This window comes from Planktothrix tepida PCC 9214, from assembly GCF_900009145.1.
In the GTDB taxonomy this organism is placed as follows: Bacteria; Cyanobacteriota; Cyanobacteriia; order Cyanobacteriales; family Microcoleaceae; genus Planktothrix; species Planktothrix tepida.
In genome coordinates this window covers 135,057-161,889 of record NZ_LN889817.1, presented here as the reverse complement: position 1 = coordinate 161,889, position 26,833 = coordinate 135,057, and the positions used below count along the sequence as shown (strand labels likewise).

Sequence of the window (26,833 nt, the reverse complement as noted above, 5' to 3'; positions counted from 1 at the left end):
TCCCAGACTGTTGACTATAACGTGGCTTTGGAAATTACTAATCATAGGAAAAACCGGAGAGTGACAGAAGAGGGCNACAGGGAACAGGGAACAGGGATAATACTTCTGGCTGTTTCATATCAGTTTTAAATTATTACAATCTATTTGGGATTGCTATATTTGAGATCTCCATTTTAAATAATTTTTAATATTTATATTACTTTTTGTTAACCCATTTCTTTCTCAGGATGTTCAGCCATTACATTAGATGAATCCGAAGACTGTTCAGAGGGATTTTCCGACAAGGTTAACTGTCGAATTTGTTGGAATTGAAAATCACGGGCTAAAGCCCGCAAACTGGCTGCAATCCCTTGATGTTCAGGGGGGATTTGTTCAGTCAGACGCAGCACCTCTTCTTCATCACACAACTGGGCTGCTTCCTGGAGGTTGGTAATCCATTCAGGAGTCATGACTAACAGGCTATCAGACGTTAAAACTGGGTTAACCAAATCTGAGGGGATAGGAGAGCGAGGGGATGAAAGGTTAGGGTCTACATACACATACTCCACGTTCAAATATTTAGCCATTTTGCTAAATAGTTCATCTTCTTGGAAGGGTTTACTCAAATAGTCGTTACATCCAGCCGATAAAGCAGAATGGAGATCGCTTTTAGAGGCATAGGCGGTTAAGGCAATAATCACGGTGCTTTGACCCTGCAAACTAGCGCGAATGTGTTGAGTCGCTTCATAACCATCCATAATCGGCATCCGAATATCCATCCAAATCAGATGGGGTTGCCATTCTTGCCAGAGGATCAGAGCTTCGTGTCCATTTTCAGCTTCTTTAACTTCAAATCCAATTTGAGTTAATAATTTAATCATCAGTTGACGATTTTCGAGTTGATCATCCACCACTAAAATTCGATAATTCGGTTGACCAGGAGCTAAAGATAAAACTTGACGACTGATTTGGGGTGATTGAACTTGGCTTTTGTGGGCAATCTGTACCGGAATTTCAAACCAAAATGTACTTCCGACACCCAGGGTACTTTGTACCCCTAAAGATCCTCCCATTAATTCAACAAATTTTTGACTAATGGTTAATCCCAAACCCGTCCCTTCTAGGGCTTTTTTACCGGATTGACTTTGAATAAAAGCATCAAAAATATTATTTAATTCTGCTGGAGAAATCCCAACACCTGAATCCTGAATTTCAAAGCGTAGAGTGTTCCCGGTTTCCAGTTTCCTGTTAAGCGTTAAACTCACACTGCCTTTCTGAGTAAATTTAATCGCATTTCCTAAAATATTAATTAAAATTTGGCGGAGCTTATTGGGGTCAGTTATGACCGTTTGAGGAACATCAGGTTGAATATTGAGGATGAATTTTAATCCTTTTGCTTCTACCCGTAAGCGAAACATTTCCCAGGTAGATAAAATTAAATAATTGAGATCAAAGCTACTTTGATCAAAGGTCATGCGTCCCGCTTCTATTTTAGAAAGATCTAAAACATTATTAATTAAATGAAGCAGATGATCGCCACTGCGGCGAATGATTTCTAAATTTTCCCGTTGATAGGGGGGAATGATCGGATCATGACTCATTAATTGAGCAAATCCAAGAATTGCATTTAAGGGCGTTCTTAATTCATGGCTCATATTAGCAATAAACAGGCTTTTGGCTTTATTGGCGATTTCTGCGGATTCTTTAGCTTTGTGTAGTTCTAATTCCACTTGTTTGCGATCGCTAATATCTAAAGCTGTTCCAAACAGTTGAACAATATTGTCTTGTTGATCTCTAACTCCTTCTCCCCGAACTTCTAAATAGCGAATAGAACCATCGGCTCTAATAATCCGATAATCCAGTTCATAAGAAATCCCCCCTTGAATAGCGGCTTGAATATGTTGCTCAACACTAGAGCGATCTTCGGGATGAACATACTGTAAATACTGTTGATAATTGGGTTCAGGATAGGGGTGTTCTAATCCAAAAATTCTGTACATTTCTTCTGACCAACTCATTTGTTGAGTGGCTACATCAAATTTCCAATTTCCAATATGAGCAATGCGTTGAGCTTCAACTAATGCTTCTTCACTTTGTCGTAATTTTTCTTCAGCGATTTTGAGTTCCGTTAAATTGCGAATACTAATCACCACACCGGAAATATTCTGGTTGAGTTCATAATAAGGCGCGTAAGTAATACTGAGAAATTGAGACTCTAAGGTTGCAGAACTTAACCAAAAATGAGTATGGATGACTTCTCCCTGTAAACATCGTTCTAAATGAGGTTTCATCATCTGTTCAAATTGCTCTTGACCGACCAAATTGATCAGAGGACGACCCATCAAATCCTCTAAAGCTTGATGATAAAGATTCAAATAGGCGGGGTTCGCTAACTGATAGGTATAGTTGCGATCAATTAAACAAATTTGATCCGTTGTTGCGGCGACAATTCTTTCATAACGACGTAACGCTTCCTCCGTGCGTTTGCGTTCACTAATATCTTCACAAATTCCCATCGCCGCAATAATTTGACCTTGGGAATTCCGCACTAAAGCCGTGGATAAACTAATATCCACTAAAGATCCATCTTTGCGTTGACGTTTGGTTTCCACTTGGCTAAGGGTATCTCCGACAAATGTATGATTCACAAATTGTTCAAATTCTTGTATAGAATCATTAGGAATCATGGGTAAAGATTGACCAATCACTTCTTGAAATGACCAACCAAAAATTCGTTCTGCGGCTGGATTCCACACCAAGACTTTCCCATTTTTATCAATCACATCAATAGCAACGGGAGCAGCTAGAATAGTGGCTTGTAATAAATCATTAACTTCTTGTAATGCAGCTTCTGTGCGTTTGCGTTCGGTAATATCTTGATAAACCGTTAAAAATAATTCTCCTCGTTCATCTTCTAATAATACTGTTGAAACCAAGAGAGTTTTAGTATCCCCTAATTTAGTAATAATCGTTGTTTCAATATTATGTAATGCGCCTTCATGAATCACCTGTTGTAAACGTTCTCCCGCCTGTTGATAAGCCTTAGTATCAGGATATAGCAACTTCATAAAATCGGGGTGGCTTTGAGTATCTTCTAAGCCATATCCAGTGATGCTTTCCATTTGAGAATTAAAAATTAAAAATTCTCCTTGATTATTGCTTAACGTGATGCCATTTCCAATGGTTTCAATCACCGTTTGTAATCGTCTTTGAGTAATTTGGAGTTCAGCTTGAGCTTTTTTGCGATCAGTAATATTAACCCAGTATCCTACAATTTCTAAAGGTTGTCCTTTAGAATCTCGAACTAATCGCATTTGCATATCTAACCAACGATAGGTGTGATCAGCGTGTAAAAATCGATATTCATAACTAAAAACATCTCGTTTTAAAATATGCTGTAATCCTGAGCGTAATAATTTAATATCTTCAGGATGAACATGACTTAACCAAAACCCAGAATTTTTAATAAATTCTGGCGCATAATATCCCAATAAACTGCGAACATTATCACTCATAAAGGTAATGTCATAATCTGCTTGGGGTTGACAACTAAAAATCACGGCGGGACTCACCGTTAGTAAATATTGCAATCGTTCACTCACAGACCGTAATTCTAATTCGACTCGCTTGCGTTCAGTAATATCTAAGAACACCCCACCCACCCCGGAAGGACAGCCTTGAACATCCGTTGATAGGGGGAAAAACGATGCCATCCAATAACTTCTAATCCCCGGATAACTAGATTCGCCACTAATTTCTAAATCTAAAATCGGGTTTCCTTTGCTTAAAACTTCATCGCCAACAAATTCTAAAATGGCTGTATAGTCGCAAGACACATCTTGAATGGATTGACCAATATGATCTTTAGCGGGAATTCGGTGCATTCGAGCAATGGAATCGTTAACTTTAATAAATCGTTTTTGATTATCTAAAATTAATAATCCAGCCGGAGCACAAGCAAAAAAAGCATCTAACCAGGATTCTCGTTGGGCTAATTCCAGTTGTAAGGTTTGTTGTTCGGTAATATCTCGTCCTTCAGCAATTAAAAGCTTGACTTCTCCGGTTTCATTAAATAACGGACGCAGAGAAAAATCCAGGGTTTTCAGTTGATAATTGTGGCTATAAATTTCAACTTCATAGTGAATAAATTCCCCTTGAGCCGCTCGATGAATCGCATCCTGAAGTTGGGCTTGAGTTTGGGGAGAAACTGTCCACCAGTGTCCTTTCCAAAACGGTTGATTCACGATATCTTGATGCTGTAAATCGGCAAAATCTAAGGCGGTTTGATTAATTTCTAAAATCATGCCTTCACAGGTTAACAGTCCCATTAATTGGAAGGTTTGGTTAAAAATGGCTCGGAAACGAGCTTCACTATCGCGCAAGGCAGCTTCTGCTTGTTTACGGTCGGTAATTTCAGCCACAACAATTCCGATAGCAATGGGTTTCTGAGATTGAGAACGAATGGGAAAGTAAGAAACTAACCAAGTGCGATTAACTCCGGGTTGTTTAAGGGTTTCTCCTGAAATTTCAATGGAAAGAATGGTTCTCCCTTCATTTAAAACTTCGTGAAAGATTTTTTCTTGTTTAATGGCTAAATCCGGTACAATATCCCAAGGGGTTTTACCAATATGCTCTTCTACTGAAATTCCATTGATTTCTGCAAGGGCTTGATTAATAAAAGCAAATTTCAGTTGATCATCCAGAACGGTCATTCCCACAGGCGCACTGGTAATAAAGGCATCTAATAATTGTTGTTTTTGCAGTAATTCTTGTTCAAGTTGTTTGCGTTGAGTAATATCTTGAATTTGAGCCAGAAAATATAAAGGATTTCCTTGAATATCTCGAACTAATGTACTATTCAATAAGACCCAAATGATCTGTCCTTGTTTATGAAGATATCGTTTTTCACTTTGATAATTTTGAATAACTTGATTTAATAAATTATGATAATTTTCCCAATCTTTCTCTAAGTCATCAGGATGGGTAATGTCTTGAAAGGTTAAATTTAATAATTCTGCCTGAGTATATCCCAGCATTTCACATAAAGCTTGATTAACCCTGATCCACTGGCCTTTTAAACTGACAATTGCCATCCCAATCGAAGCATTTTCAAAGGCACTGCGAAATCGTTCTTCACTTTCTCGCCAATCCGCTTCTATGCGTTTACGTTCACTAATATCTCGCGCAATTTTAGATACTCCAATCATCTCTCCCTTGGTATTTTTAACCGGAGAAATTGTTAAAGAAATAGGGACTAAGCTGCCATCTTTTCGGGTTCGGACGGTTTCAAAATGTTGAATTCGTTCACCGTGAAGCAGTCGTTCTAAAATTTCAGCTTCTTCAGACAAACGTTCTGGGGGTAATAAAATTGAGATCGATTGACCCATCATTTCTGTCGCTGTATATCCAAACAACCGTTCAGCCCCAATATTCCAACTGATTACCATCCCATCTAAGGTTTTACTAATAATCGCATCATCTGAGAATTCAATAATTGCAGCCATTTGAGACTGGGTAATTTCGATTCTTTTCTGTTCACTAATATCTCGTAAAAAACCAATAAGTTTTGTTCGATAATTTCCATTGATTGTCGCCAAATAACATTGATCTTCTATCCAAATATAAGCTCCTTTTTTGTTGAGTAAGCGATATTGAGATTGAAATCGAAGCGAGTTTTTCTGCAACATCTTTTGAGTTTCTTGTCGCCAGGTTTCTCGATCATCAGGATGAATTAAACTTAAAAAACCTTCAAGGGTCAGGGGCATTTCTGCAACATCGTAGCCTAATAAGGTTTTGGCATTGTTTCCCCAGGTATGCTGTTGAGTTAATAAATCATATTCATATAACAATTGACCACTGACTTCAACGGCGATTTCATAACGTTGTTTCCAAGTTTGTAACTCAGCAGTCCGTTCATAAACTTGGGTTTCTAAGTTAACTTTCGCTTGTTGTAAGTCTAGTTCTGCTTGTTTACGTTGGGTAATATCTTCCACCAGTCCGACAATTCGGTAATATTCTCCGGCCTTATTGCGAATAAAAAACGTGCGGGATAATACCCAACGCAGAGAACCATCGGGGCGAATAATCCGGTATTCTTGATAAAATGGTTCCCCTTGGGTTTGCTGTTGTAAAGCAACTTTAACCTGGTTCCGATCATCGGGATGAATTGCATCAAACCAAGAATTCGGATTTTGATAAAGACTCTCACAGGAACGACCAAAAATTTCTGGGTATGTGGGACTAATATAAATGAGTTGAGTATGATTAAAGGTATTAATAAAAAAGATTTCTCGAATATTTTCTGCTAATTGTCGAAATTGTTCTTCACTTTCACGCAGTTGTTGAGTGCGTTCTTCAACTCGGTTTTCGAGTTGTAAATTAGTTTCTTGAAGGCTAACTTCGGCATATCGCCGACGCAGATCAATTTGGTTGAGGGTGTTAGCATTCCAACTCACCAGTCCTAATAACATCACCATATCTAGGGTCGTACTGATGGCGAGCGCCATAGGTTCGTTATAGAGGGCTTTCTGTACCCCCCATAGTCCCAAACCCCCTAAAATTGGGGGTAACAAGAGTATCCCAGGTAAGAGTTGACGGGCCAGATGGCTACCCATACTGTCCCCCAGGAGAATCAACATTAATCCTCGATGGGGGCGAGCACTTAATAGGCTACTACACAGCAATAGCACAAGAATTGCAGTTTGCCATCGGATTTCTGGGGTGAATTCGGGTTCAAAATAAATGTAATTGTAAATCGGGGTTAATAGTCCTAAAACCATGATAAATCCAGCCCCCATCACCAAAATTTCAATGAAAAAATCAGGAGGATGAGTGCGGTTTAAAAGCAGCAACGCCACGCCCAGCATCAGAAATGCGAAAGCGGTATTCATCTGCATTGGCACTAGAAGAGAGCCACTGAAAAAGGCTGGAAATAGGGAAAGGGAGATGTGATCATACAGATGATATAGGAGGGTAAATAGAGCCATAAAAATGATGCTCAATTCTCCTATTTTCAGGGCTGATTTTAGATTTTTGGGGATCTGGGATTCGGAGAAATTTCGGTTGTTATAATGCCAGAACCATAAGCTTAATCCACTCAGGGTTAAACTGATTGTGGTATAAATATTTAAGGGAATCAGATGGAATAAAATCGAATCAGCAAAAACTTGTTGCCCCATCCAACTCAGCAATCCCAAAAATCCTAAAATGCTAATCCCTAAACTCATCTGTTGAGAAAAACCTTTTAGGGTTTCGGCTCGTTGAGTTAAATTGGATGCCAATGATGGCTGTTTATTTATCATAAGACTTGCCCCTCTGGATTTGGGTTGAAAAATGATAAATTTGTTTTTTATTGAGTCAGAATCAAAAACAAACCTCCACCTTATCTTTATTTTATGTATTATTTTCCAAAAAACAATTAATCTTTATAAAACTTTTATTTCAGGAGTTGCCCTAATTTCAACTGTTGATAAAACAGACTAAAGTATTGACCTGATTCCGGGTTGCTTTGAATTTGAAATTTGGGACACCCATCTAATCCGTTTGCGATATCTCCTGAGTCTCAAAGCTCACACACAATATTTTTTCCGAGATTTTTGGCTTTATATAAAGCTTGATCTGCTTTTTGAATTAAAATTTGGGGTTCTCCATCGATGGGGGGAATTAAACTACTCACTCCTAAACTCAGGGTGATCACTTGTTTGTCAGGGGAGGCGACATGGGGTAATTGTAAATTATAAACCGCTTGTCGGATTTGTTCAGCCACTTGTATTGATCCCGCTAAGGAAGTATTGGGAAGAATAATCGCAAATTCTTCTCCTCCATAACGGGCGACTAAATCCGCAGGACGTTTAAGGGTTTCATGAATGGTTTGTGCGACTTGCTTTAAACAATCATCCCCGCATAAATGACCATAGGTATCATTATATAATTTAAAATAATCGATGTCTGCTAAAATTAAGGATAAAGGCAGTTTTTCTCGTCGCAATCTTAGCCATTCTTGTTCTAAAACTCGATCAAACCTACGACGATTGGGGACTTGGGTTAACCCATCTAAATTAGCAAGACGTTCTAATTCATGATTGACTTGGTGCAGTTGTTGATACAGTTGAGATTGTCCAATTGCGATCGCTAATTGATCAGTGACAACTACCGCTAACTCAACATCAGTTTCTGACCAGGGAAGGGATTGATGTCTGACAATACTTAAACTTCCCCAGACTTCTCCATTAGAATAAACGGGAATTGCCAACCAAATTCTCGGATATTGTTCAACTAAATCTTGATTGCTGGAATCGATGATATTGTGAGGGTCTTCGACACAAAAGACCTGCAATAATTTCAAGCGTTCTGTTAATAACCCTTGGGAATTTAACAGTTTAGCATTGACCAATTTGGCTAGATCGGAATTGGGAAAATATTCAACAATCGGTTGCCAGCTATGGGATTGAGAAAAATGCTGAATAATCGCCACCCAATCGGCTTGTAAGAGTTGACCAATTTCGGTCACAGTGGTAGAAAAAACCGTCGAAAGTTCCAGGGAATTCCGAATAGCCCGGATGACTCGATTTAAGGCTTGTTCTCGTTGATATTGTAAGCGCAAAGCTTCTTGAGCTTGTTCTCGTTCTAAAATTTCAAGTTGAAGTTGTTTTTTGTGCCATTGAATGGTGAGTTGATTTTTCACCCGTGCTAACACTTCTTCTACTTGAAAAGGTTTAGTAATATAGTCTGAACCTCCCACACTAAAGGCTTTGACTTTATCTAATCCGTCACTTAAGGCACTCAGGAAGATAATCGGGATATCTTGGGTTTTTGGCCTTTCTTTTAACTGTTGACAAACTTCATAACCCGATAAATCGGGCATGAGAATATCTAATAAAATTAAGTCGGGGGGGCTCTTTTGAATCGTCTCCAGAGCCTCATAACCATTACTAACGGCTCGAACTTTATAGCCGTTTTCTCGCAGCAGATTGACTAAGAGCCTTAAATTTGCCAGTGTATCATCAATAACTAGCAAGTCGGCTCTCGATACAGAATTGGAAGAAAAATACATTCGCACTGAGTCAGCTAAGACAATAAGCCGCAGATCAAACTATCCTTACGCCTCTAGGGTTTAGATTCCGTACTATTATACTTCAGATCAGGGTTATATTTATTAATTCTATCTGTATGGGTTCAGAATTGAACAAACCTGATGATCATAAAAGGTTAGACTAGAGTAGACTATTCTAACAAATATGTTAAATTAAAGCCATTAAATTGTCAATAAAAACTTGATGAGCAAACAAAACTTTAAACTTCTTAATTATTTGTTATGATTTCCTGATATTAATGGGAATTTGTCTTCAAAATTACAACTCCATTAAGATATTATTCTGTTAGATAACCTGGTTTTTATGTTCTAAATTCTATTCCAGATTTAGGAGATCATTTCTATGTATAGGTTCAAACAAGGTAAGCAACGGTTATTCTGGATCATTTTATTTTGCTGTTCTTTATTGATTTTTCCCATACTGACTCAAGCGTTAACCGTTGAACAGGTACCCAACCCTCGACAACAAAATGGGGGATGGGTAACGGATATGGCTAATATTTTGAGCCCTGAAACCGAAGCTAAACTCAATCAAATGATAGGCGAATTAGAAGCCAAAAATGGTACATAAATAGCTGTTGTTACCGTTCCTACCACAGAACCTTCCGCTACACCCAAAGAGTTTACAACCCAACTATTTAATACTTGGAAAATTGGCAAAATCCCAGAAATAAAGCCATCCAGTCAACAACTATTTTATTAGGAGTTGGAATAATAGCTGGGATAATCTGGTATTTATTTTTTGCTCCCTGGATTAATGAATCCTTGGGTTTTATATGGGATTTTATCGGATATTTTGATCCCAATACTAGAACATTAATTATTGCTGGAATTTTGAGTTTAATTGCCAGTGAATCTATTGCAAATTCACTTTATAAACGTTTTGCAATTCGAGGAAATCGCTCTACTTCGGTTCGTCCTTTATATGAAGAAACTTCTCAAAAACCGATGCAGCTTTTAGAACAAAATCAAGTTTTACCCATTTTAACCGATCATGAAAAAGTAGCTCAGGAGTTAAGAAGTGTTGAGTTTGAAGGGTGGTGGTGTCCTGATGTTGCATCAACAATTAGCCGAGATACAATTCATTTGCGAGCTTATATTATCAATGATTCTGAATATTCCTATTGTCCCCAGGGTAATGAATTAACCGTAACTCGAACATCGCAAGTAACAAGAGAAGCGACCACTTATCAGAGTGGAACTCGTTTAATTACATTAACTTGTCAATGTTGCAATTATCAAAAACAAGAAGAAGAAACTATCCCCCAAGTTAGCGAAAGTAGCAGTTCTGGGGGAGGCGGAAGTTCCAGTGGGGGAGGTGGAAGTGATTTTGGCGGAGGAAGCAGTGGAGGAGGCGGTGCGGGAGGTGATTATTGAAGTCAAGACCCATGTAGAGACGTTGTATACAACGTCTCTACAGTACCTATTAACCTAAGCTAAACAAGCGGCTAAATCAGCATCGGGAGTGGTGATAGGTTGCAGGTTATATTGACGTTGTAACAGTTGGAAAACATTGGGAGAAATAAAGGCAGGTAATGTAGGGCCGAGGCGAATATCTTTGATGCCTAAATAAAGCAATGTTAATAAAATAGAAACCGCTTTTTGTTCATACCAAGATAAAATCATGGATAACGGTAATTCATTAACATCTACATTAAAAGCATTAGCTAAGGCTAAGGCAATTTGAATCGCAGAATAAGCATCATTACATTGTCCCACATCCATTAATCGCGGAATGCCATTAATCTCTCCTAATTCTTGATCAAAGAAGCGGAATTTGCCACAAGCTAAAGTTAAAACAACACAATCTTGAGGAACTTTTTCCACAAATTCACTATAATAACTGCGTCCAGGTTTAGCACCATCACACCCTCCCACTAAAAAGAAATGACGAATTTTTCCGGTTTTAACCGCATTAATCACTTCATCTGCCACATTTAAAACAGCATTGCGCGCAAATCCAGTCATCACTTGACGGGGTTCTTGAGTTTCTGTAAATCTCGGTAATTCTAATGCCATTTTAATCACCGCCGTAAAGTCTCGACTGGATAAATGAGTCACATCCGGCCAGCCTACAGGGCCACAGGTAAACACGCGGTTTTTATAGGTTTGATGGGGAGGCATTAAACAATTGGTCGTCATCACAATTGGCCCCGGAAAATCAGCAAATTCACGGGTTTGATTTTGCCATGCTGTGCCATAATGTCCGTACAAATGAGGATATTTTTGTTTCAGTTTGGGATAACCATGAGCGGGTAAAAGTTCCCCATGAGTATAGACATAAATTCCGGTATTTTCTGTTTGTTTGAGGAGTTCTTCTAAGTCTTTCAAATCATGACCGGACACTAAAATTGCTTTACCTGCATGAGGATTTAAGGCAACGGTGGTTGGAACGGGATGACCGTAGGTTTCTGTATTAGCAGCATCCAAAAGTTCCATAACTCGTAGGTTAACTTCTCCTAATTTTAAGGCAATATTCACCCAATCGTCTAAAGTTAAATCGGCATTAGATAAGGCCGCTAAGGCTTCATGACAAAACGCATAAACTCGCTCATCATGATGTCCTAATTCTTGAGCATGATATCCATAGGCAGCAATTCCCTTGAGTCCGTAAATTACGGTTAGTTTTAAGGAGAAAATATCAACATTACTGGCCGATTGACTAATAAAGTCAAATTCGCTATTTTTACCTTGTTGAATTAACTCTTCCTTTGTTTCTCCAACTGACAGCCAACACAGGGGAGAACCGGTTATTGGCTGAGGAAGTAATGCTCGGAGATTATCCCGCAATTGAACGGTTTTATGGATATAATGAATGAAATCCTCGGCATCAAAGTTAACATTCGTTAAAGTCGAAAATAAAGCTTCACAGGTAAAAGTATTGGCTTCAAAGGAAAGGATTCCATACTGACGAGCAATGGTCGCAACTTCCCCCAATCCCCGCAGACAATGTAACAACAAATCTTGTAACGCATCTACGTCGGGACTTTTACCACAAGCACCCCATTTTAAACATCCTTGTTCACTAGCTGTTTGTTCACACTGACTGCAAAACATAACCGTTTCTCCTAAGTCACTTTCTTTTTCTCTATTTCCACTGTAGGACGCAGGTTTTAAACTGACCTTGACTTAAGTCAATTGTTAGAAGAGGGAACAGGGAATATAACGGTTGAGCGTTAATGGTTAATAGACAACAAACAACAAACAACACCGAACTCCTGAGTAATGAATCTACCTGAATTTTTGCGACAAACTCAATTTTTCTTAAATCTCCCCGATGACCAAATTGAGGCGTTAGGGGAGATTAGTGTTTTGAAACGGTATCCCAAAGGAGAGTTAATTTTTGAAGAGGGAGATGAAGGAAATGGATTTTTTATAGTTGTGACTGGACGGGTCAAAGTATTTAAACTATCCTTTGAAGGAAAAGAACAAATTTTACATATTTTTAACCCCGGAGAACATTTTGCGGAAGTTCCCGCCTTTGACGGTCAATGTTTTCCGGCTTCTGCAGAAGCCTTAGAACCCACAGAATTATTATTTTTTCCGAGAACTGCTTTTTTAAACCTTCTCCATCATCATCCTTCTTTAGCGGTGAATTTATTAGCCGTTTGTTCGCGTCATTTACGTCGTTTCGCTCAAATTATCGAAAATTTGTCTTTAAAGGATGTTCCTGAACGATTAGCAACTTATTTATTATATCTGAGCCAAAGGACAGGAAATTTCGACACCTTAGAATTAGACTTGACGAAAACTCAATTGGCTGCTTTACTGGGAACAATCCCAGAAACATTATCCAGAGTGTTTGCTCGATTAACTCAAGAGGGTTTAATTGTCATTAACGGCTCATCCATTACTATTTTAGATCGCAATGAATTGATCCGCCGAGCCAAAATTTCATTTTTTGATGAAAAACCCTAACCAGAATTATAAAATCTTTAAATAAAGGTGACTTTTTTTCTTGAATTATGAAAAGAATGTAAAGCTATCATCAGATACTGTCTATCTTTCTATCTTTCGCTGCTATGCTAGACTGAACAGTATAAGCACCCAGTACAATTGATGGCTAACCTCGTTAAAGATAAATTGATTAGTAATTCTAATCAATCTTTGTCCTTATCTTCTACAGAGTATCCTCTTTATACTCGTTTAAAAATGAGTGCAGACCTAATTTACGAATTCTTTTTAAATCGGGTACAAACGGATAGCCCAGGAGCCGTTTTAGATTCCTTTGAACAATTATTTTTTTACCTCCTGTGTCCCCAAAAACCGGAGATTAAAGTCGCCTTAGAGGAAATTTTAAGTCATGAGGAAGGAGAACCCCATTTTCAAGGAATTATCAAGCGCTGTTGCTATATCCTGATTAATAATTGGTTGCTGAAGCGCCAACACAGTTTTATTAGAAAACTGATTAATACACTCTCAGAATCCCCAGATTGTAATCAAACCTGCTTATCAATTCAAGAAAGCCGCCTCCTGTTATGGCTGAAAACTTTTTTAGCTAGTGAAGATTATCAAGAGTTGCTGCGATGCGCCAACTTAGAGCGGAGTGATTGGAGTAGTCGTTATCAATCTTATTTATTAGTTTCTCAATACCTTAACCCCCATAATTCTAGGGAACAAAAAGAAGTCGCCCGGACTTTAATTAAACAGCTTAAAGATCAATATAAATTTGATTTAGCGATGTATATTGCTCGGTTGGAATCTCCAACGGGTCGAAATCGTCAGCCTAAAAACCCCACTCAATTAGGGGATGAAGTCGTGAGTTTAATTAAACAAACGATTTCTACCCAGCGCGTGTTTAATTATGGAACTCAAGCCAATTTATTTTTAAATAATACTCAAAATTTGAGTTATGAGAAATTTAAACAGTGTTTACCTCAATATTTGATGTTTCACATCAATCAACAATATCCTGCCAATATTATCAGGGATAAAATAGAAGAAAAATTGGAATCTTTGTACTCTATTCATGATGATGATATTGTTAGTAAACCGTTAATTAGTAGAACTTGTAATCGTCTCATTGAATATTTATTAATTGAAAAAGGAAAACCACCCTCCTTTTTATTTAATTTAATGATTCGGCAAGGAGGTCAACTGACCTTAGTGATTTTATTGCTAAAATTAGTGCTGATTGGCAATTCTTCCCGCAACTATTTAGACATTTGTATTGCTCATTTAATTCAATTCTACCAAGACCATGCAGAAGTCAGATGTCAAGGAGTCATTCAGTTCCTAGAAATTTTTAATTTAGTGTTTACTTTATTTACTGAAAATGTACAATATTTTTTAGTAAAAACAAAAGCGGGGCTACCCGGAACTCAATCCGAAACGGAATTAAACACCTATCGCCTATTTTGTCAATATAAAGGCCCCGATTTACGCAATACTAATGTTAAAGAATTGCAGTTAAAAGGAAAGGATTTACGCGGGGCGGATTTACGCGATGTGGATTTAAAATCTATTGAACTGATTCAAGTGGATTTAAGCCTTGCTAAACTGAGCCGTGCAGATTTAAGTCAGGGAATCTTTACAGAAACCAAATTTTTTATTTCTAACCTAAATTATACTAACCTGATGGATGCCACTTTAACCCAAACCGATTTTCGTCGAGCCGAATTAAAACACGCTAACTTAACCTGTACGAATTTAAAACTAGCGAATTTGAATCGCGCTGATTTAACAGGAGCCATCATTACCCAGGCTAATTTACAAGAAGCTGATTTGGGAAATGCCGATTTAACCGAAGCCAATTTATCTGAGTCTAATCTACAACTTGCTAACTTAAATGCAGCGAATTTAACCGGGGCAAATTTAAGTTATACGAATCTAACCAATGTGAATTTAAGTCGAGCCAATCTTCAAGGCGCAAATCTCCAAGGTGCTGACTTACGCGGGGCTAATTTAACCGCCGCTAATTTAGAAAATGTTAATTTGCGAGGTGCTATTTTAGAACGGGCTGTCTTCACCCAAGCTAACTTAAAATCAGCAAATTTAGTGGATACTAATCTCACGGGTGCAACTCTCACTCAAGCCGATTTAAGTCAAGCTATTTTGATTCATGCCCAACTGCGAGATACGAATTTATCTCAAAGCATTCTCCGTCATGCGGACTTAACAGGAGTCGATTTAACCCGCGCTAATTTGAAGCAAGTTGATTTTAGTTATGCCTCTTTAGAAAATGCCATTGTCCGTCATACCAATTTGAAAGATGCGATTTTATTATATACCGATTTACGGGGTGCCAATTTATTCCGCAGTGGCATTGCTGAAGCTCAAATTTCAGGGATTAAATTAGGCAATAATTCGGGGTTATCAGATCAAACTCGAATTTTCTTAGATGGTGAAGAAATTAATTAAAAGTAGTGAGTCCTTCAGGACTCTCTTTTTGCAACTCATCCCAACACCGGACGCCAGATTTTAATCGTTCCATCTTGACTCCCACTAACAATAGTTTGATTATCGGGACTAATAGCAACAGAATAAACAATCCCCGTATGTCCGGTTAATGTACAAATTTCTTCCCCCGTTTCTATTTCCCACAATTTAATCGTTTGGTCTTCACTTCCACTCACTAATATTTTATTATCTGAAGTAATTGCAACAGAATGTACACTGCCTGAATGCCCTTCTAATGTTCTGATAATATTTCCTGTTCCCGGTTGCCAAATTTTAATCGTATTATCTTCACTTCCACTGGCTAATATTTGAGTATCGGGACTAAAAGCAAGAGATAAAAAACGATAAGAACTTTCCGGAATTTCAAGCTCACGAATGGTTTGACCAGTATTTATATGAGCAATAATAATACTGCCTTTCGGATGTTCATAAGCAAAGCAAGGACTACCAGAGGCAAAAGTTATTGCATTAATTTTTACTCCGGTTGGATTATTATGTTGTGGAGTCAGTATAGATCGATTAGGAATGAAAAAGTAATAACTTGATGGGCTTCAGGTATAATGAAGTATAGGCACTGATGGCAGATTTTACAAAAATTGAGAGAACCGGGCAACGGATTTTTCGATTAAACTACACAACTTAACTTAAAACCTATGTTTTATTCTAGTTCAATTGAGGAAGAAATGAAAAAGTTTTATAACTCTTTATCAGAAAAGGATAAAAGAAGATATGCAGCGATAGAGGCTCAAAAACTGGGATGGGGAGGAATTAGTTATATCATCAAACTGTTGGGTTGTACTCGAAACACAATCGTCCGAGGAATAAAAGAGTTAAAAGAACTGGATGAACAGACTATTAATGATGTAAGAATTAGAAAAAAAGGAGGAGGAAGAAAAAGTATTTTTTCCACCCAAATTGGAATAGATGAAGCCTTTTTAGAAGTGTTAAAGTCCCGCACAGCCGGAGATCCTATGAACGAGTCAATTAAATGGACTAATTTAACCCACAAAGAAATTGCTTTGGGACTTAAGGAAGCCGGATTTAATATCAGTCCTCCCACCGTAAAGAAACTCTTAAAAAAGCATGGGTATGTCAAGCGAAAAGCACAAAAAAAGCAAACTACAGGAATTAATAAAGACCGAAATGCTCAATTTGAAAATATTGCTAGACTCGATACCCTGTATAGAGAAGCCGGTAATCCTATTATTAGTTTTGACACTAAAAAGAAAGAAGTTTTAGGGAATTTATATCGTCCAGGTACTCTGTATACAACTGAGCCTGTTACTACTTGGGATCATGATTTTTGGAGCTTAGGTCATGGAAAAGTCATTCCCCATGGCATTTACGATACTCAAAAAAACCGAGGATATGTAACATTAGGTAACAGTAAAGATACCAGTGAATTTGCTTGTAATGCTCTTAAACATTGGTGGAATCATTATGGAAAAGCTCTCTATCCTCATGCCAATTCGATTTTAGCTAAGTGTGATGGGGGTGGCAGTAATAATGCTAATCATTATATTTTTAAACAAGATTTACAAAAGTTAGTGGATGAAATTGGAATTGAGATCAGAATTGCTCATTACCCTCCCTATACATCTAAATATAATCCCATTGAACATCGACTTTTTCCTCATCTAACTCGAGCTTGTCAAGGAGTGATTTTTACCAGTCTTGGTTTGGTCAAAACTCTCATGGAAAAAACTCGTACTAATACAGGGCTATCTGTCGTTGTTAATGTCGTTGATCAGGTCTATCAAACGGGTCGGAAGGTAACTGATCATTTCAAAAAAACTCTGAAAATTGTTTTTGATGAATATTTACCCAAATGGAACTATCGAGCCGTACCTCAACTCACTCATTAATCCATTTATTGATTTTTCATTCCTTAGTATCNGTTTTTTGCTCAGGGGCAAATTTTTGATTTTCCCAAGCTTTTTATGTACGGGATTTTGCCACAACCTATTTAGGATTGCTATATCTCGGTGAATCACATTTTTAGTATGAATAAACTCTAATATTGGAAGTAAACAGATTAACAAAGATTGAATCTGAATTTCCTGAAAAGCTCCTTCCTGAGTGAGAATTTTAGCTAAATTTTCCCCGTCTATAAATTCTTGGATTAAATATTGTTGTTGTTCAATGGGAATATAAGCCAAAAGTTCAGGAATATGAGGATGTTTCCCTAATTCATCTAAACGAATTGCTTCTTGTTCAAATAATTCCGATGCTTTTTGTATTGCTTCAGCATCTTGAGACTGGGGAAAAAATTGCTTGATCACGCAACGCGGTTTAGAAGGTTTATCCTCATCAATCGCTAAAAACGTTTTACCAAATCCTCCTTGTCCGATAATATCAATCGCTCGATATCGGTCTTTTAATCGCAGTGGAGTTCCACAACTTAAACAAAATTGACTTTGATCAGAATTATAGGGTTTAGGACAATTAGAATTTAAACAATAAGTCATAGAAAAATGCGATCGCATCTATTCTATTAATCATATCAGATATTAATCTCAGAAAAAAATTAACCCGTAGTCAGTCCTTCAGGACTCTCTTCTAACACTGCTCAAACACAACAATGGATTTAGACGCGCCGTGGCGCGTCTCTACGGTAGGATTAGATCAGTTTAACCGCACGCAGGGTAAACATAATTCCGGCTGCTGCAACTAAAGCTCCCGCATAGATGATAACGTAAGCGATCGCGCCATCCACTGTAAGCATTACACAACTCCATAAACATTACTCTCCATTGAATCATGAGTGATCCGTCCGTGATCATCCTTAAGGGGTAAAAAATAGAATACAATTTTTAAGGGTGAGTTAATGAGGGGAAGAATATGGAGTCGATGATTCGGGTTAATTTAGGGTCATTATCCTATAATATTGCCATCGGTGCAGGACACTTAGATCGATTAGGGGAATTGATCACCCCATTAAATTTAGGCAAAAAAATATTATTAGTTTCTAACCCAGAAATCTTTAATTATTATGGAGAACGTGCCCGCATTTCCTTAGAACAAGCGGGGTTTGATGTGGCGATTTGTACCCTTCCAGCAGGTGAAGAATACAAAACCCCCGAAACCCTACAAATGATTTATGATGCTGCATTAAAACACCGATTAGAACGTTCCTCTACAATGGTGGCATTAGGGGGTGGAATTATTGGAGATATGACCGGGTTTGCGGCGGCGACTTGGTTACGAGGGATTAATGTCGTTCAGGTTCCGACTTCTTTATTAGCAATGGTGGATGCGTCTATTGGAGGGAAAACAGGCGTTAATCATCCCCATGGAAAAAACTTAATTGGGGCGTTTCATCAACCGAAATTAGTGTTAATTGATCCTGATGTTTTGCCAACCCTTCCTGAACGAGAATTTAGAGCCGGAATGGCAGAAGTGATTAAATATGGTGTAATTTGGGATGAGGAATTATTTGTTAAACTCGAACAATCCCCAGGTTTAGATCAAATCCAATCTTTAGACTCTGGATTATTACAAGAAATTTTAACTCGTTCTTGTCAAAGTAAAGCGGATGTTGTTAGTCAAGATGAAAAAGAATCGGGGTTAAGAGCGATTTTAAATTATGGTCATACCATTGGTCATGCGGTGGAAAGTTTAACCGGATATACCGTTGTAATTCATGGGGAAGCCGTCGGAATTGGGATGGTAGCTGCGAGTCAAATTGCAGTTAAATTAGGATTATGGGATCAAGACAGTGATCAACGACAATTCGCGTTAATTGAAAAGGCGGGATTACCGACCCAACTCCCCCCCGGATTAAATCTGGATGATATTTTGGATAGTCTACAAACCGATAAAAAAGTCAAGGCTGGAAAAGTGCGATTTGTCTTACCAACTCGCATCGGAGAAGCGATCGTTACAGATCAAGTCACGTCTGATGTGATTCGTCAAGTATTAGAAAACTTTCCCGTTCGTTGTTTGGCTTAATGCTGGAAAAATTCATAGCTTTGTCATCAAATTGACACAATAACTCAATATCGTGACGATAATCTGTAAATCATAAGCAAGTTAACTCCTCCTCACACCAAAATCACGTTTCGTTCCTCACCCACTGGCTGATTACCAGTGGTTTTTTTTTCGCTTGATTTTTGTCATAGTAAACTGGAAAACGTTGCACTTAATATTGGCTAACTCACCCATGAGAAAATGGACGCCTATTCTGTTGTTAACCCTGTATTTACTAGGGATTGGAGTAACGGTTGGACTCAAAAATAAAGATTGGCTTGTAGCCCAAGGGATGTCATTATGGAGCCAAATGCCTTCTCCGCCAAAATTTGAGCGGGTTATTGCTGAAACAGTCTCTCCCTCTCTCTCCCCATCTCCAGACATCAAACTGGTGGTGGCTGAGGAACTTCCAGAACAGCCAGAGGCGACTCACGCGCAACCAAAAACGGTGGCGAATGTGAATAATGTTCCTGTCCCTGGAACCTGTGCATTACAACCTGATCCTAACCCGACCGCGAGTGGGAGAGTTGGGCCACCTGTGAATCCCGTCACGTTATATCGGTTTCGGCGACCAACGGATGTACAAACAGCCAATCTTCAAGGCGGGATGAGTTATGCTCCCAATGAATATCAAGCCTTAGCAAATCCGACAAATTATGGACAACGATTTCTTTATGATATTAATGGGCAACCTGTAAATAATGCCCCAATTGTAGTGATTCATGAAACTGTATCGGATGTTTATAGTGCGGTCAATTTTTTCCAAACTGCCCAAAATTCCGAGGATAATCAAGCGAGTTATCATACTTTAATTATGTTAACGGGGGATATTGTTTATATTGTTCCCCCTGATTTAAGAGCATTTGGTGCGGGAGATTCTGTATTTGCTACTTCAACGGGAACGGAAACTGTAAAAACCCATCCTCAACGTCCTCCTTCTGTGAATAATTTTGCTTATCATGTTTCTTTAGAAACGCCTGCGGATGGTCGCAATAATGCTGATTCTCATAGTGGTTATACGGCTGCACAATATCAATCTTTAGCATGGTTAGTGGCAAAAACTGGGGTTCCTGATTATCGAATTACGACTCATGCGGCAGTTGATCGTTCAGGAGAAAGGCGAGATCCCAGAAGTTTTGATGCTCAACTGTTTCTTCAATATTTACAATCCTATCCCCGAACTCAAGAAATTATGATTAGTTGTCAATCGGCTTATCTGAATTAGAATAGTTAGAGTAGGGAACAGCTAATATTGACACAAGAAAAGCCTTGAAATAAATTTCAGGCTCAAAGCTAAAACCCGTTAAAACTGGTTAATGAAGAATGATCTTAGGAATGAAAAACCAATAAGGTGACTAATTGAGAAATAGTTTACAGTGGATCAAGGTTTCCAGGGTTTAGTTGTGCAAGTTATTTATTTTTCATTCCTAATTATTAGTCATCTTTAGATGACTTAAGCTTTTAGCCCGAACTTTAGTTCAGGGCTTTAATTTGACACTAATTTCTATTAATATCACAATGCAATTTTAGCTTGATGAGGATTCCCCCAAATCACGGTTTCTTGTTTATAAATCACCATCCCTGGTTTAGACCCTTTGGGTTTATAAACGTGCTTGGGTTTAGTATAAATAACTGGAACTTGTTCACTTTGTCTGGCGCGACTATAATAGGCGGTTAAATTAGCTGTAAATTGTAAATCCATATCATCAGCAACCTGTCCCGCACTTAACCGCAACAATACATGACTACCGGGGATTTCTTGAGTATGAAACCATAAATCATAATCCGTTGCAACTTTAAAGGTTAATTGATCATTTTGACGATTATTTCTGCCGATTAAAACCTCAAAATTATTGGGAGTTTGATAGCGATAGAATTCTATGGATGAGGGAGAATTAGAACTGCGATTATCAGGAACATTAATATAACCTTGTTGAATTAACTCTTCTCGAATTTCAGCTAAGGTTTGTAAATCTTCGGCAGTTTTATAGGTTTCAATTAAACTAATTGCTGATTCAACTTGTTCTAAATAGTTAATCTCGGTTTTAACTTCATTTAACAGGGGTTCAACGGCAATTCTGGCTCGTTTTAACTTTTGATGTCGTTTATATAAATTTTGAGCATTCCAGACGGCATTATTCTCTGGATTGAGGGGAATTTTAACCGGTTCTCCCGTCTCAAAATCCGGTAACAAAATCTCCTTCATGCCCGGTTTCCATTCGTGCAGAAATGCCATTAATAGATCGGCTTTTGCCCGATACTCATCGGCTTCATCAGATTGTTGTAACCGTTGAATAAATTGTTCGGCTTTAAATTGCAATTTCGTTAAAACATTATTGATTTTTTGATTAATTTGATGCCGGAGTTGCTGAAATTCTTGATGATTTAATTGATTAGTATAATAAGTATTGAGTAAAATTTGAATAGATTTAACGTCAGAAACCGTTTCTGAAGTCCAAGGAATAACCTCATAACCTTTTGAAGTATAATAAGGAAAAAAATTATAATTTTCTAAAGTTTTTAACCAAGTTTGCCAACTTTTAAATAACCGATTCCAGTCTTCTGTCCTTAAAGTATGTGTGGGTTGAGTGGGATCTAAATTAGCAGCTTGAATCATCGATAACACTAACCCCGAACTTAAGCCTCGATAGTTTTTTAAGAGTTGTTGTTTTAAAGCACTGGGAATTAAACTGACACGCTCTTGCCAACGAGATTGAGGCTCATTTAAACTGGGAATGGGTTCGGTTAATTTAGGAGGCAGTTCATAGGGTTGACCTGTTAAAATTGGTCGCACACTCGATTGTTGTATATTCACCTGATGGGCTGCCGTAACAATACTATTGTCCGATCCGGTTAAAATTACATTACTATATTTTCCCATAATTTCCACATACAAATGCCAGAGGGGACTATCCCCTGGACGCTGGGAAAATTGTAGATCTAAAATTCGTTCCCAAGGATCAATTTGCTGAATTTCAACTAATGCTAATCCCCCTAATTGATGCCGCAGTTGATCACTAAAAGTAAAGGTATCAGGAATACGGGGAGGAGGATCACCAATACAAATTCTAGCCGCTTGGGGATGCCAAGAAATATCTAACCAGCCTCGACGCTTGAGGGTGCGTAACCCCAAAGAAATCGTAAAGCGATCGCGTTGATACACCTGTTCTAACCGCGCTGGAAGCCAGTCTTTCCGCAGTTCACAACAGCTTGCGATTAATGTCGTTAAATCAACAGATTGCATAATATTTGCCTGATCACTTTACCCATGTACTATTGTCTCATTATTTTTTGCTCATACCCCACCTAATTTTAAGGATAACGTTTTTTTAAATTATACTGGGTTTGAATATTTTGCTAATTAGTGAAATTGCCTATAAAGCCTTTTTTTAAGTTATTTAACGAAATAATGTTAAGTTTTGATTAATTTTTTTTAGTTGATTATGAGATGGCTTTAGAATTTAAAAATTAATGTTCTTAAAGGAGAACAGCGATGCCTTACGTTATTACAGAAGCTTGTGTTAAATGTAAGTACACAGATTGTGTTGACGTTTGCCCTGTGGACTGTTTTTATGAAGGTGAAAATATGCTCGTTATCAATCCTGATGAGTGTATTGATTGTGGAGTGTGTGAAGCTGAATGTCCGGCTGAAGCCATCATCCCTGATACATATCAAGGTGCAGAACGCTGGTTAGAAATTAACAGGGAGTATGCTGAAAAGTGGCCGAATCTTACTCGCAAGAAACCCGCTCCCCCAGACGCAGAGCAATATAAAGGCGAAGCCGATAAGTTCAATAAATATTTTAGTCCTAATCCAGGTGAATCGTAATTTTTTAGGGAATATTAACAGTTTGCTGAACGCAAATTAAACCTAATACATCCTCTTCCCTCTCAAATAAAAACACTCTTCTTGTAGGAAAGAGCAGGGAGAGGTGGAGAGGAGGGGCTAATTCTTTCAAGATTTCATATTAAGCACTTTGAGACTTTAAATAAAATTGAAATCGCTGCTGCATTTGTCCAATTGTAAGCTTTTGTGTCCAATATTCTACTAACGCATGACCAAAAGCCCAAGCATTTTTTTCCGGGGGATTAGGATTTTCTAACAGTAACGGCCAGAGAGCCAATAAATCAAAATTCACTGGATCAGATTCTCCTGAATTTAATAACATAAACAAATCATAGGCCATTTGCAATTTACCAATCACAACGGGTAATTGTTCGACGGGAATTTGTTCTGCAAGCAATAAAGCCAAGGTGGGAGAACCTGTTGTTAATGTTGAAATAAATCTGAGAATGGGGCTTTTTAATAACGCCGTTAATCCTTGGGTTGTTGCCATTTGAAAGGTATAATGATCAATAATTTTAGCCGTTGCTAAAATCCGGGCTTCTCGATTTTTCAAAAACCGGGCTAAACGCAGTTGTTTAGCGGGATTAATCGTATCTAAAAGGGCAATTGATAACACATCAATTCCCCATGGTTGGCGCTGAGTTTGACGATCTTGGGTGACAATTGGTAAAACGCGATCGCAATATTCTCCTAATTGTTCAATTCGATATTGTGTAGCTTCTCGAATGGCTTTTTCCTTGGGGCGATTTCCCGATTTCCAATCATAGGGCGGTTGCCATTCTCGCATCGGACGTAAGCGATCAACTTGAGTAACAATGATAATAATGGGTAACTCTAACCCCTGCTGTTTAATCTCCTTCAAAAAATCCCCATCCATTTGTAAAGCGGGATCAAGGGCTGGAGTTACTAATAATAATAAATCTGCGTTGGCAGCATAGTCTAAAACTTGTTCTCGCAACTCAGGACGATTCACCTGTTCATAGCCCGGAGTATCCCATAAATTGAGGCTTTCTCCGGTTTCTATTTGCCACTGATAATTTTGAATTTTATCGGTACTGGGTAAGACATCCACTGCTGCATTATCAGCTTGAAAGAGGCTATTAATTAAACTACTTTTCCCTGCGCCTGTACGTCCCACCAACAGTAAATTAACAGGTTTTTGTTTTAAGGTTTCAACGGATTCAGTTTGGGTTAAAATTTCTCGTAAAGTTTGTGTTTTAGCTTGAGGAAGGGAGGGAGTTGTAACCGCAAATTCTGTTACAGGTAAGGTAGTTCCACTGTAGAGAATAACCGCTTGACGACACAAATTTCTTAAGGCTGATTCGCGTAAGGATTGACCTAAATTAACTAATAATTGTTGTGTTGCTTGATTGGTAGATTTTTGAGTCGTAACTCGCGCTAAAGCAACTGTTGGATTTAATAGCCATTGTGCCCAATTCCACACCCGCCAAAGTTTACGGGCGGAGGGTTCTAATTTCTGATAAACTTGATAAGCTTCATAGCCTTGTCCAACGGTAACTTGATTTAAAACTGGAGATAATTTTTCCATCCATTGATCTAAATCATCCACAGTTCCTCGCATTAATTGATACGCTTGAGGAATATAAATGCTGAGGAGAGGATATTTAACTTCAGGATGATAAATATTAGCAACAGTTGTCACCACATCTTGACAGCGTTTCCAAAAGATTAAACTATCTTCCCAAATTGGCGGATCATTTTGGGAGGCTTTTAAAATGTCCTGTAGGGCTGTTTCTACTTGATTAATTGCCTGATTTGCAGTCGATTGAGATATGGGTTGATCAAAGGAGGATTCTAGTTCCTGATTGACTTCAGCAACGACGGTTTCCATCTGTTTAACCAAGGGTTGAGTCCATTTCACTAACAACCAACGCCAACCCAAAAATATCAAGGTAAATACCGCCCAAATCCAATTAATTCCCCAGTCATGAATGGTGACTCCCGCCGCCACCAGCAAAAAAATTACCATGATTGTGATCGGCGTGATTAATACAATCCATTGCCATTGTTTGAGTCTAATCATAGTTTTCTCATGAGTTTAGATAAACGTTTAGTAAAAATCCTTAACTCTATTCAACGTCATGCACTTGACAATCACAATTGAATACTATAGTATCTTAGATTATGACATATACAATCATTGATCTGTTTGCTGGTGCAGGTGGCTTGACAACAGGATTTCACCTGGCAGGATTTCAATCTCTCTGTGCAATTGAAATCGATAAAAAAGCCATCGCTACCTATAAATATAACTATCCAAGCACTAAAATTCTCCAACAAGATATCCGGGAAGTTAACCCCTCTGACCTTCGTTTAGCTTTAGGTTTAACCCAGGAAAAATTAACTGTATTAGTAGGAGGGCCACCTTGCCAAGGTTTTTCCCGAAATATTCCAGCCAGTGATCGCTATTTTAACGATTCTCGTAATCAACTGTATCAAACTTTTTTGACATTTGTACAGGAGTTTAGGCCTGTTTATGTGGTTATGGAAAATGTTCCTGAAATTCTAAATGCTTATGAAGGCATTATCAAAAATGAGATCACTGAAAAACTTGAATCTTTTGGTTACAAAGTCACCTCATCCATTTTAAATGCAGCTTACTATGGTATTCCTCAAACTCGGTCTAGAGCTTTTTTTCTAGCAAGTCTCAACCGAAAGCTTGACATTCCCAAACCTACCCATCAAGGAGATATTAGAAGCGATTATCGCTCTAGTTTATCTTCTAGGCAATTGAATATTTTTGAATCTAACCTGTCTCCTATTGTAACAATTAAAGATGCTATTGGAGACTTACCCTCTTTAAAAGATGGAGAAGAATATACCCATCAAAATTATCCTGATTCTCCCCAAAATCTCTATCAAACCATCATACGTCATGAAAGTACAAATGTCCATGCCCAAGTAAAAGCAGTAGGATCGAGAGGATATAATGGATATTCACAATAGAACAGCTTTTTTAATAATATCTGCTCTTTGAATAACAAACCAAAACGTATTTCCCCGTCTCATATTGTTAATTTGCAGCGATTTTAGTGACTAACCTGTTTTTGTTGTAAAATTAACAGCATCATAGAGAAGTTTAGTTCGTCCTAGTGCAGGATCAGATACAGGAATATTTTTAATATAATGAAAAATAGCTTCCCAAGTATAATCTTCAATTGAACCAATAATCGGAGAAGCAACAGTAGCAAGAATTGCTTGCCTGAGCCGTTCAATTTCCTGATCATTCAGTACGAAGAGACTCCTCTACAGACAATAAAAATTCACTCATTGTTATATTTAGAGCCTTAGTAATATGATTCAAAACTCTAATGGACGGGCTTTTTAGCCCTCGTTCTAACTGACTGATATAAGTCCTGTGCAAACCTGTCATTTCTGCCAGGTATTCTTGAGACCAACCTTTGTCTGTACGACGACGTTGGAGCTCTAACCCTAAAATTTTGTCTAATTTACTCATAAAACAATAGTAAAACTTTGAATACAAAAGTTACAGAGACTAAAGTATTCAAATAGCTCTGATCCATCGC

At 38.0% G+C, this 26,833-nt stretch carries 19 protein-coding genes; 10 read left to right on the top strand and 9 right to left on the bottom strand.

Annotated features, from left to right (window positions below):
- Positions 1–206 precede the first annotated feature (206 nt).
- A complete protein-coding gene (locus PL9214_RS28900; protein ID WP_083580245.1) occupies positions 207–7,280 on the bottom strand; it encodes a PAS domain S-box protein in 7,074 nt (2,357 codons plus the stop codon).
- 260 nt (positions 7,281–7,540) lie between these two features.
- Positions 7,541–9,031 carry a diguanylate cyclase domain-containing protein gene (locus PL9214_RS28895; RefSeq protein ID WP_072722748.1) on the bottom strand — a complete coding sequence of 497 codons (1,491 nt, stop codon included), beginning with the start codon at positions 9,029–9,031 and terminating at the stop codon, positions 7,541–7,543.
- A 382-nt stretch (positions 9,032–9,413) separates the two neighbouring features.
- Here PL9214_RS28895 and PL9214_RS32060 point away from each other — a divergent pair, with 382 nt between their 5' ends.
- The 3 genes from PL9214_RS32060 to PL9214_RS28885 are packed head-to-tail and all read left to right on the top strand — an operon-like array spanning position 9,414 to position 10,447.
- The gene (locus PL9214_RS32060; protein WP_072722747.1) at positions 9,414–9,641 is read left to right on the top strand and encodes a TPM domain-containing protein; all 228 of its coding nucleotides are present in this window, start codon (positions 9,414–9,416) and stop codon (positions 9,639–9,641) included.
- Positions 9,642–9,773 (top strand): TPM domain-containing protein, encoded by a 132-nt coding sequence (locus tag PL9214_RS33330; RefSeq protein WP_437126757.1) that lies wholly within the window; start codon positions 9,642–9,644, stop codon positions 9,771–9,773.
- Positions 9,716–10,447, top strand: a complete 732-nt coding sequence (locus PL9214_RS28885; RefSeq protein WP_072722746.1) for a hypothetical protein — start codon at positions 9,716–9,718, stop codon at positions 10,445–10,447. Before PL9214_RS33330 ends, PL9214_RS28885 begins: the two co-directional genes overlap by 58 nt.
- Before the next feature lie 54 nt (positions 10,448–10,501).
- Here PL9214_RS28885 and hcp read toward each other — a convergent pair whose 3' ends face one another.
- Complete coding sequence (gene hcp, locus PL9214_RS28880) at positions 10,502–12,127, bottom strand: hydroxylamine reductase (RefSeq protein WP_072722745.1); 1,626 nt, start codon at positions 12,125–12,127, stop codon at positions 10,502–10,504.
- 168 nt (positions 12,128–12,295) lie between these two features.
- Between hcp and PL9214_RS28875 the strand changes: the two genes are divergently transcribed.
- The gene (locus PL9214_RS28875) at positions 12,296–12,988 is read left to right on the top strand and encodes a Crp/Fnr family transcriptional regulator (RefSeq protein WP_072722744.1); all 693 of its coding nucleotides are present in this window, start codon (positions 12,296–12,298) and stop codon (positions 12,986–12,988) included.
- A gap of 141 nt (positions 12,989–13,129) precedes the next feature.
- Positions 13,130–15,430 (top strand): pentapeptide repeat-containing protein, encoded by a 2,301-nt coding sequence (locus tag PL9214_RS28870; protein WP_072722743.1) that lies wholly within the window; start codon positions 13,130–13,132, stop codon positions 15,428–15,430.
- Positions 15,431–15,465: 35 nt separating this feature from the next.
- Here the strand turns inward: PL9214_RS28870 and PL9214_RS32880 are convergent, their stop codons facing one another.
- Positions 15,466–15,831: a WD40 repeat domain-containing protein gene (locus PL9214_RS32880; protein ID WP_281250382.1), complete on the bottom strand. Its 366-nt coding sequence runs from the start codon at positions 15,829–15,831 to the stop codon at positions 15,466–15,468.
- 291 nt (positions 15,832–16,122) lie between these two features.
- Between PL9214_RS32880 and PL9214_RS28855 the strand changes: the two genes are divergently transcribed.
- A complete protein-coding gene (locus tag PL9214_RS28855; protein WP_072721577.1) occupies positions 16,123–17,334 on the top strand; it encodes an ISAzo13 family transposase in 1,212 nt (403 codons plus the stop codon).
- Here the strand turns inward: PL9214_RS28855 and PL9214_RS28850 are convergent.
- Both PL9214_RS28850 and petL read right to left on the bottom strand, forming a co-directional pair.
- Positions 17,290–17,937: a protein kinase domain-containing protein gene (locus PL9214_RS28850; RefSeq protein ID WP_072722741.1), complete on the bottom strand. Its 648-nt coding sequence runs from the start codon at positions 17,935–17,937 to the stop codon at positions 17,290–17,292. The two genes, PL9214_RS28855 and PL9214_RS28850, sit on opposite strands and share 45 nt — an antisense overlap.
- A gap of 152 nt (positions 17,938–18,089) precedes the next feature.
- Positions 18,090–18,194 (bottom strand): cytochrome b6-f complex subunit PetL, encoded by a 105-nt coding sequence (gene petL, locus PL9214_RS30935; RefSeq protein WP_139295196.1) that lies wholly within the window; start codon positions 18,192–18,194, stop codon positions 18,090–18,092.
- A gap of 116 nt (positions 18,195–18,310) precedes the next feature.
- On the opposite strand from petL, the gene aroB reads away from it, so the two are divergent.
- The gene (gene aroB, locus PL9214_RS28845) at positions 18,311–19,420 is read left to right on the top strand and encodes a 3-dehydroquinate synthase (RefSeq protein ID WP_072722740.1); all 1,110 of its coding nucleotides are present in this window, start codon (positions 18,311–18,313) and stop codon (positions 19,418–19,420) included.
- A 211-nt stretch (positions 19,421–19,631) separates the two neighbouring features.
- A complete protein-coding gene (locus PL9214_RS28840) occupies positions 19,632–20,663 on the top strand; it encodes a peptidoglycan recognition protein family protein (protein ID WP_245824393.1) in 1,032 nt (343 codons plus the stop codon).
- A gap of 288 nt (positions 20,664–20,951) precedes the next feature.
- Here PL9214_RS28840 and PL9214_RS28835 read toward each other — a convergent pair whose 3' ends face one another.
- Positions 20,952–22,682 carry an Rqc2 family fibronectin-binding protein gene (locus PL9214_RS28835; RefSeq protein WP_072722739.1) on the bottom strand — a complete coding sequence of 577 codons (1,731 nt, stop codon included), beginning with the start codon at positions 22,680–22,682 and terminating at the stop codon, positions 20,952–20,954.
- Between the two features lie 249 nt (positions 22,683–22,931).
- On the opposite strand from PL9214_RS28835, the gene fdxA reads away from it, so the two are divergent.
- Entirely contained in the window at positions 22,932–23,267 is a 336-nt protein-coding gene (gene fdxA / locus PL9214_RS28830) for a ferredoxin FdxA (RefSeq protein ID WP_072722738.1), read from the top strand.
- Positions 23,268–23,406: 139 nt separating this feature from the next.
- Here the strand turns inward: fdxA and PL9214_RS28825 are convergent, their stop codons facing one another.
- Positions 23,407–25,329, bottom strand: coding sequence for a GTPase family protein (locus tag PL9214_RS28825; RefSeq protein WP_072722737.1), 1,923 nt, complete (start codon positions 25,327–25,329; stop codon positions 23,407–23,409).
- 101 nt (positions 25,330–25,430) lie between these two features.
- Between PL9214_RS28825 and PL9214_RS28820 the strand changes: the two genes are divergently transcribed.
- Positions 25,431–26,252: a DNA cytosine methyltransferase gene (locus tag PL9214_RS28820; protein ID WP_072722736.1), complete on the top strand. Its 822-nt coding sequence runs from the start codon at positions 25,431–25,433 to the stop codon at positions 26,250–26,252.
- Between the two features lie 277 nt (positions 26,253–26,529).
- Here PL9214_RS28820 and PL9214_RS28810 read toward each other — a convergent pair whose 3' ends face one another.
- Complete coding sequence (locus PL9214_RS28810; protein ID WP_072722735.1) at positions 26,530–26,763, bottom strand: helix-turn-helix domain-containing protein; 234 nt, start codon at positions 26,761–26,763, stop codon at positions 26,530–26,532.
- Positions 26,764–26,833: the final 70 nt, after the last annotated feature.

What these genes read in the sequence shown, in the direction of transcription:
- PL9214_RS32060 (WP_072722747.1), top strand. Translation starts at nt 9,414, where the DNA reads ATGTATAGGTTCAAACAAGGTAAGCAACGGTTATTCTGGATCATTTTA.
- PL9214_RS28820 (WP_072722736.1), top strand. Translation starts at nt 25,431, where the DNA reads ATGACATATACAATCATTGATCTGTTTGCTGGTGCAGGTGGCTTGACA.
- PL9214_RS28855 (WP_072721577.1), top strand. Translation starts at nt 16,123, where the DNA reads ATGTTTTATTCTAGTTCAATTGAGGAAGAAATGAAAAAGTTTTATAAC.
- PL9214_RS28895 (WP_072722748.1), bottom strand. Translation starts at nt 9,031, where the DNA reads ATGTATTTTTCTTCCAATTCTGTATCGAGAGCCGACTTGCTAGTTATT.
- petL (WP_139295196.1), bottom strand. Translation starts at nt 18,194, where the DNA reads ATGCTTACAGTGGATGGCGCGATCGCTTACGTTATCATCTATGCGGGA.
- PL9214_RS28840 (WP_245824393.1), top strand. Translation starts at nt 19,632, where the DNA reads ATGAGAAAATGGACGCCTATTCTGTTGTTAACCCTGTATTTACTAGGG.
- PL9214_RS28900 (WP_083580245.1), bottom strand. Translation starts at nt 7,280, where the DNA reads ATGATAAATAAACAGCCATCATTGGCATCCAATTTAACTCAACGAGCC.
- PL9214_RS28825 (WP_072722737.1), bottom strand. Translation starts at nt 25,329, where the DNA reads ATGATTAGACTCAAACAATGGCAATGGATTGTATTAATCACGCCGATC.
- PL9214_RS28810 (WP_072722735.1), bottom strand. Translation starts at nt 26,763, where the DNA reads ATGAGTAAATTAGACAAAATTTTAGGGTTAGAGCTCCAACGTCGTCGT.
- hcp (WP_072722745.1), bottom strand. Translation starts at nt 12,127, where the DNA reads ATGTTTTGCAGTCAGTGTGAACAAACAGCTAGTGAACAAGGATGTTTA.
- aroB (WP_072722740.1), top strand. Translation starts at nt 18,311, where the DNA reads ATGGAGTCGATGATTCGGGTTAATTTAGGGTCATTATCCTATAATATT.
- PL9214_RS28875 (WP_072722744.1), top strand. Translation starts at nt 12,296, where the DNA reads ATGAATCTACCTGAATTTTTGCGACAAACTCAATTTTTCTTAAATCTC.
- PL9214_RS28835 (WP_072722739.1), bottom strand. Translation starts at nt 22,682, where the DNA reads ATGCAATCTGTTGATTTAACGACATTAATCGCAAGCTGTTGTGAACTG.
- fdxA (WP_072722738.1), top strand. Translation starts at nt 22,932, where the DNA reads ATGCCTTACGTTATTACAGAAGCTTGTGTTAAATGTAAGTACACAGAT.
- PL9214_RS28870 (WP_072722743.1), top strand. Translation starts at nt 13,130, where the DNA reads ATGGCTAACCTCGTTAAAGATAAATTGATTAGTAATTCTAATCAATCT.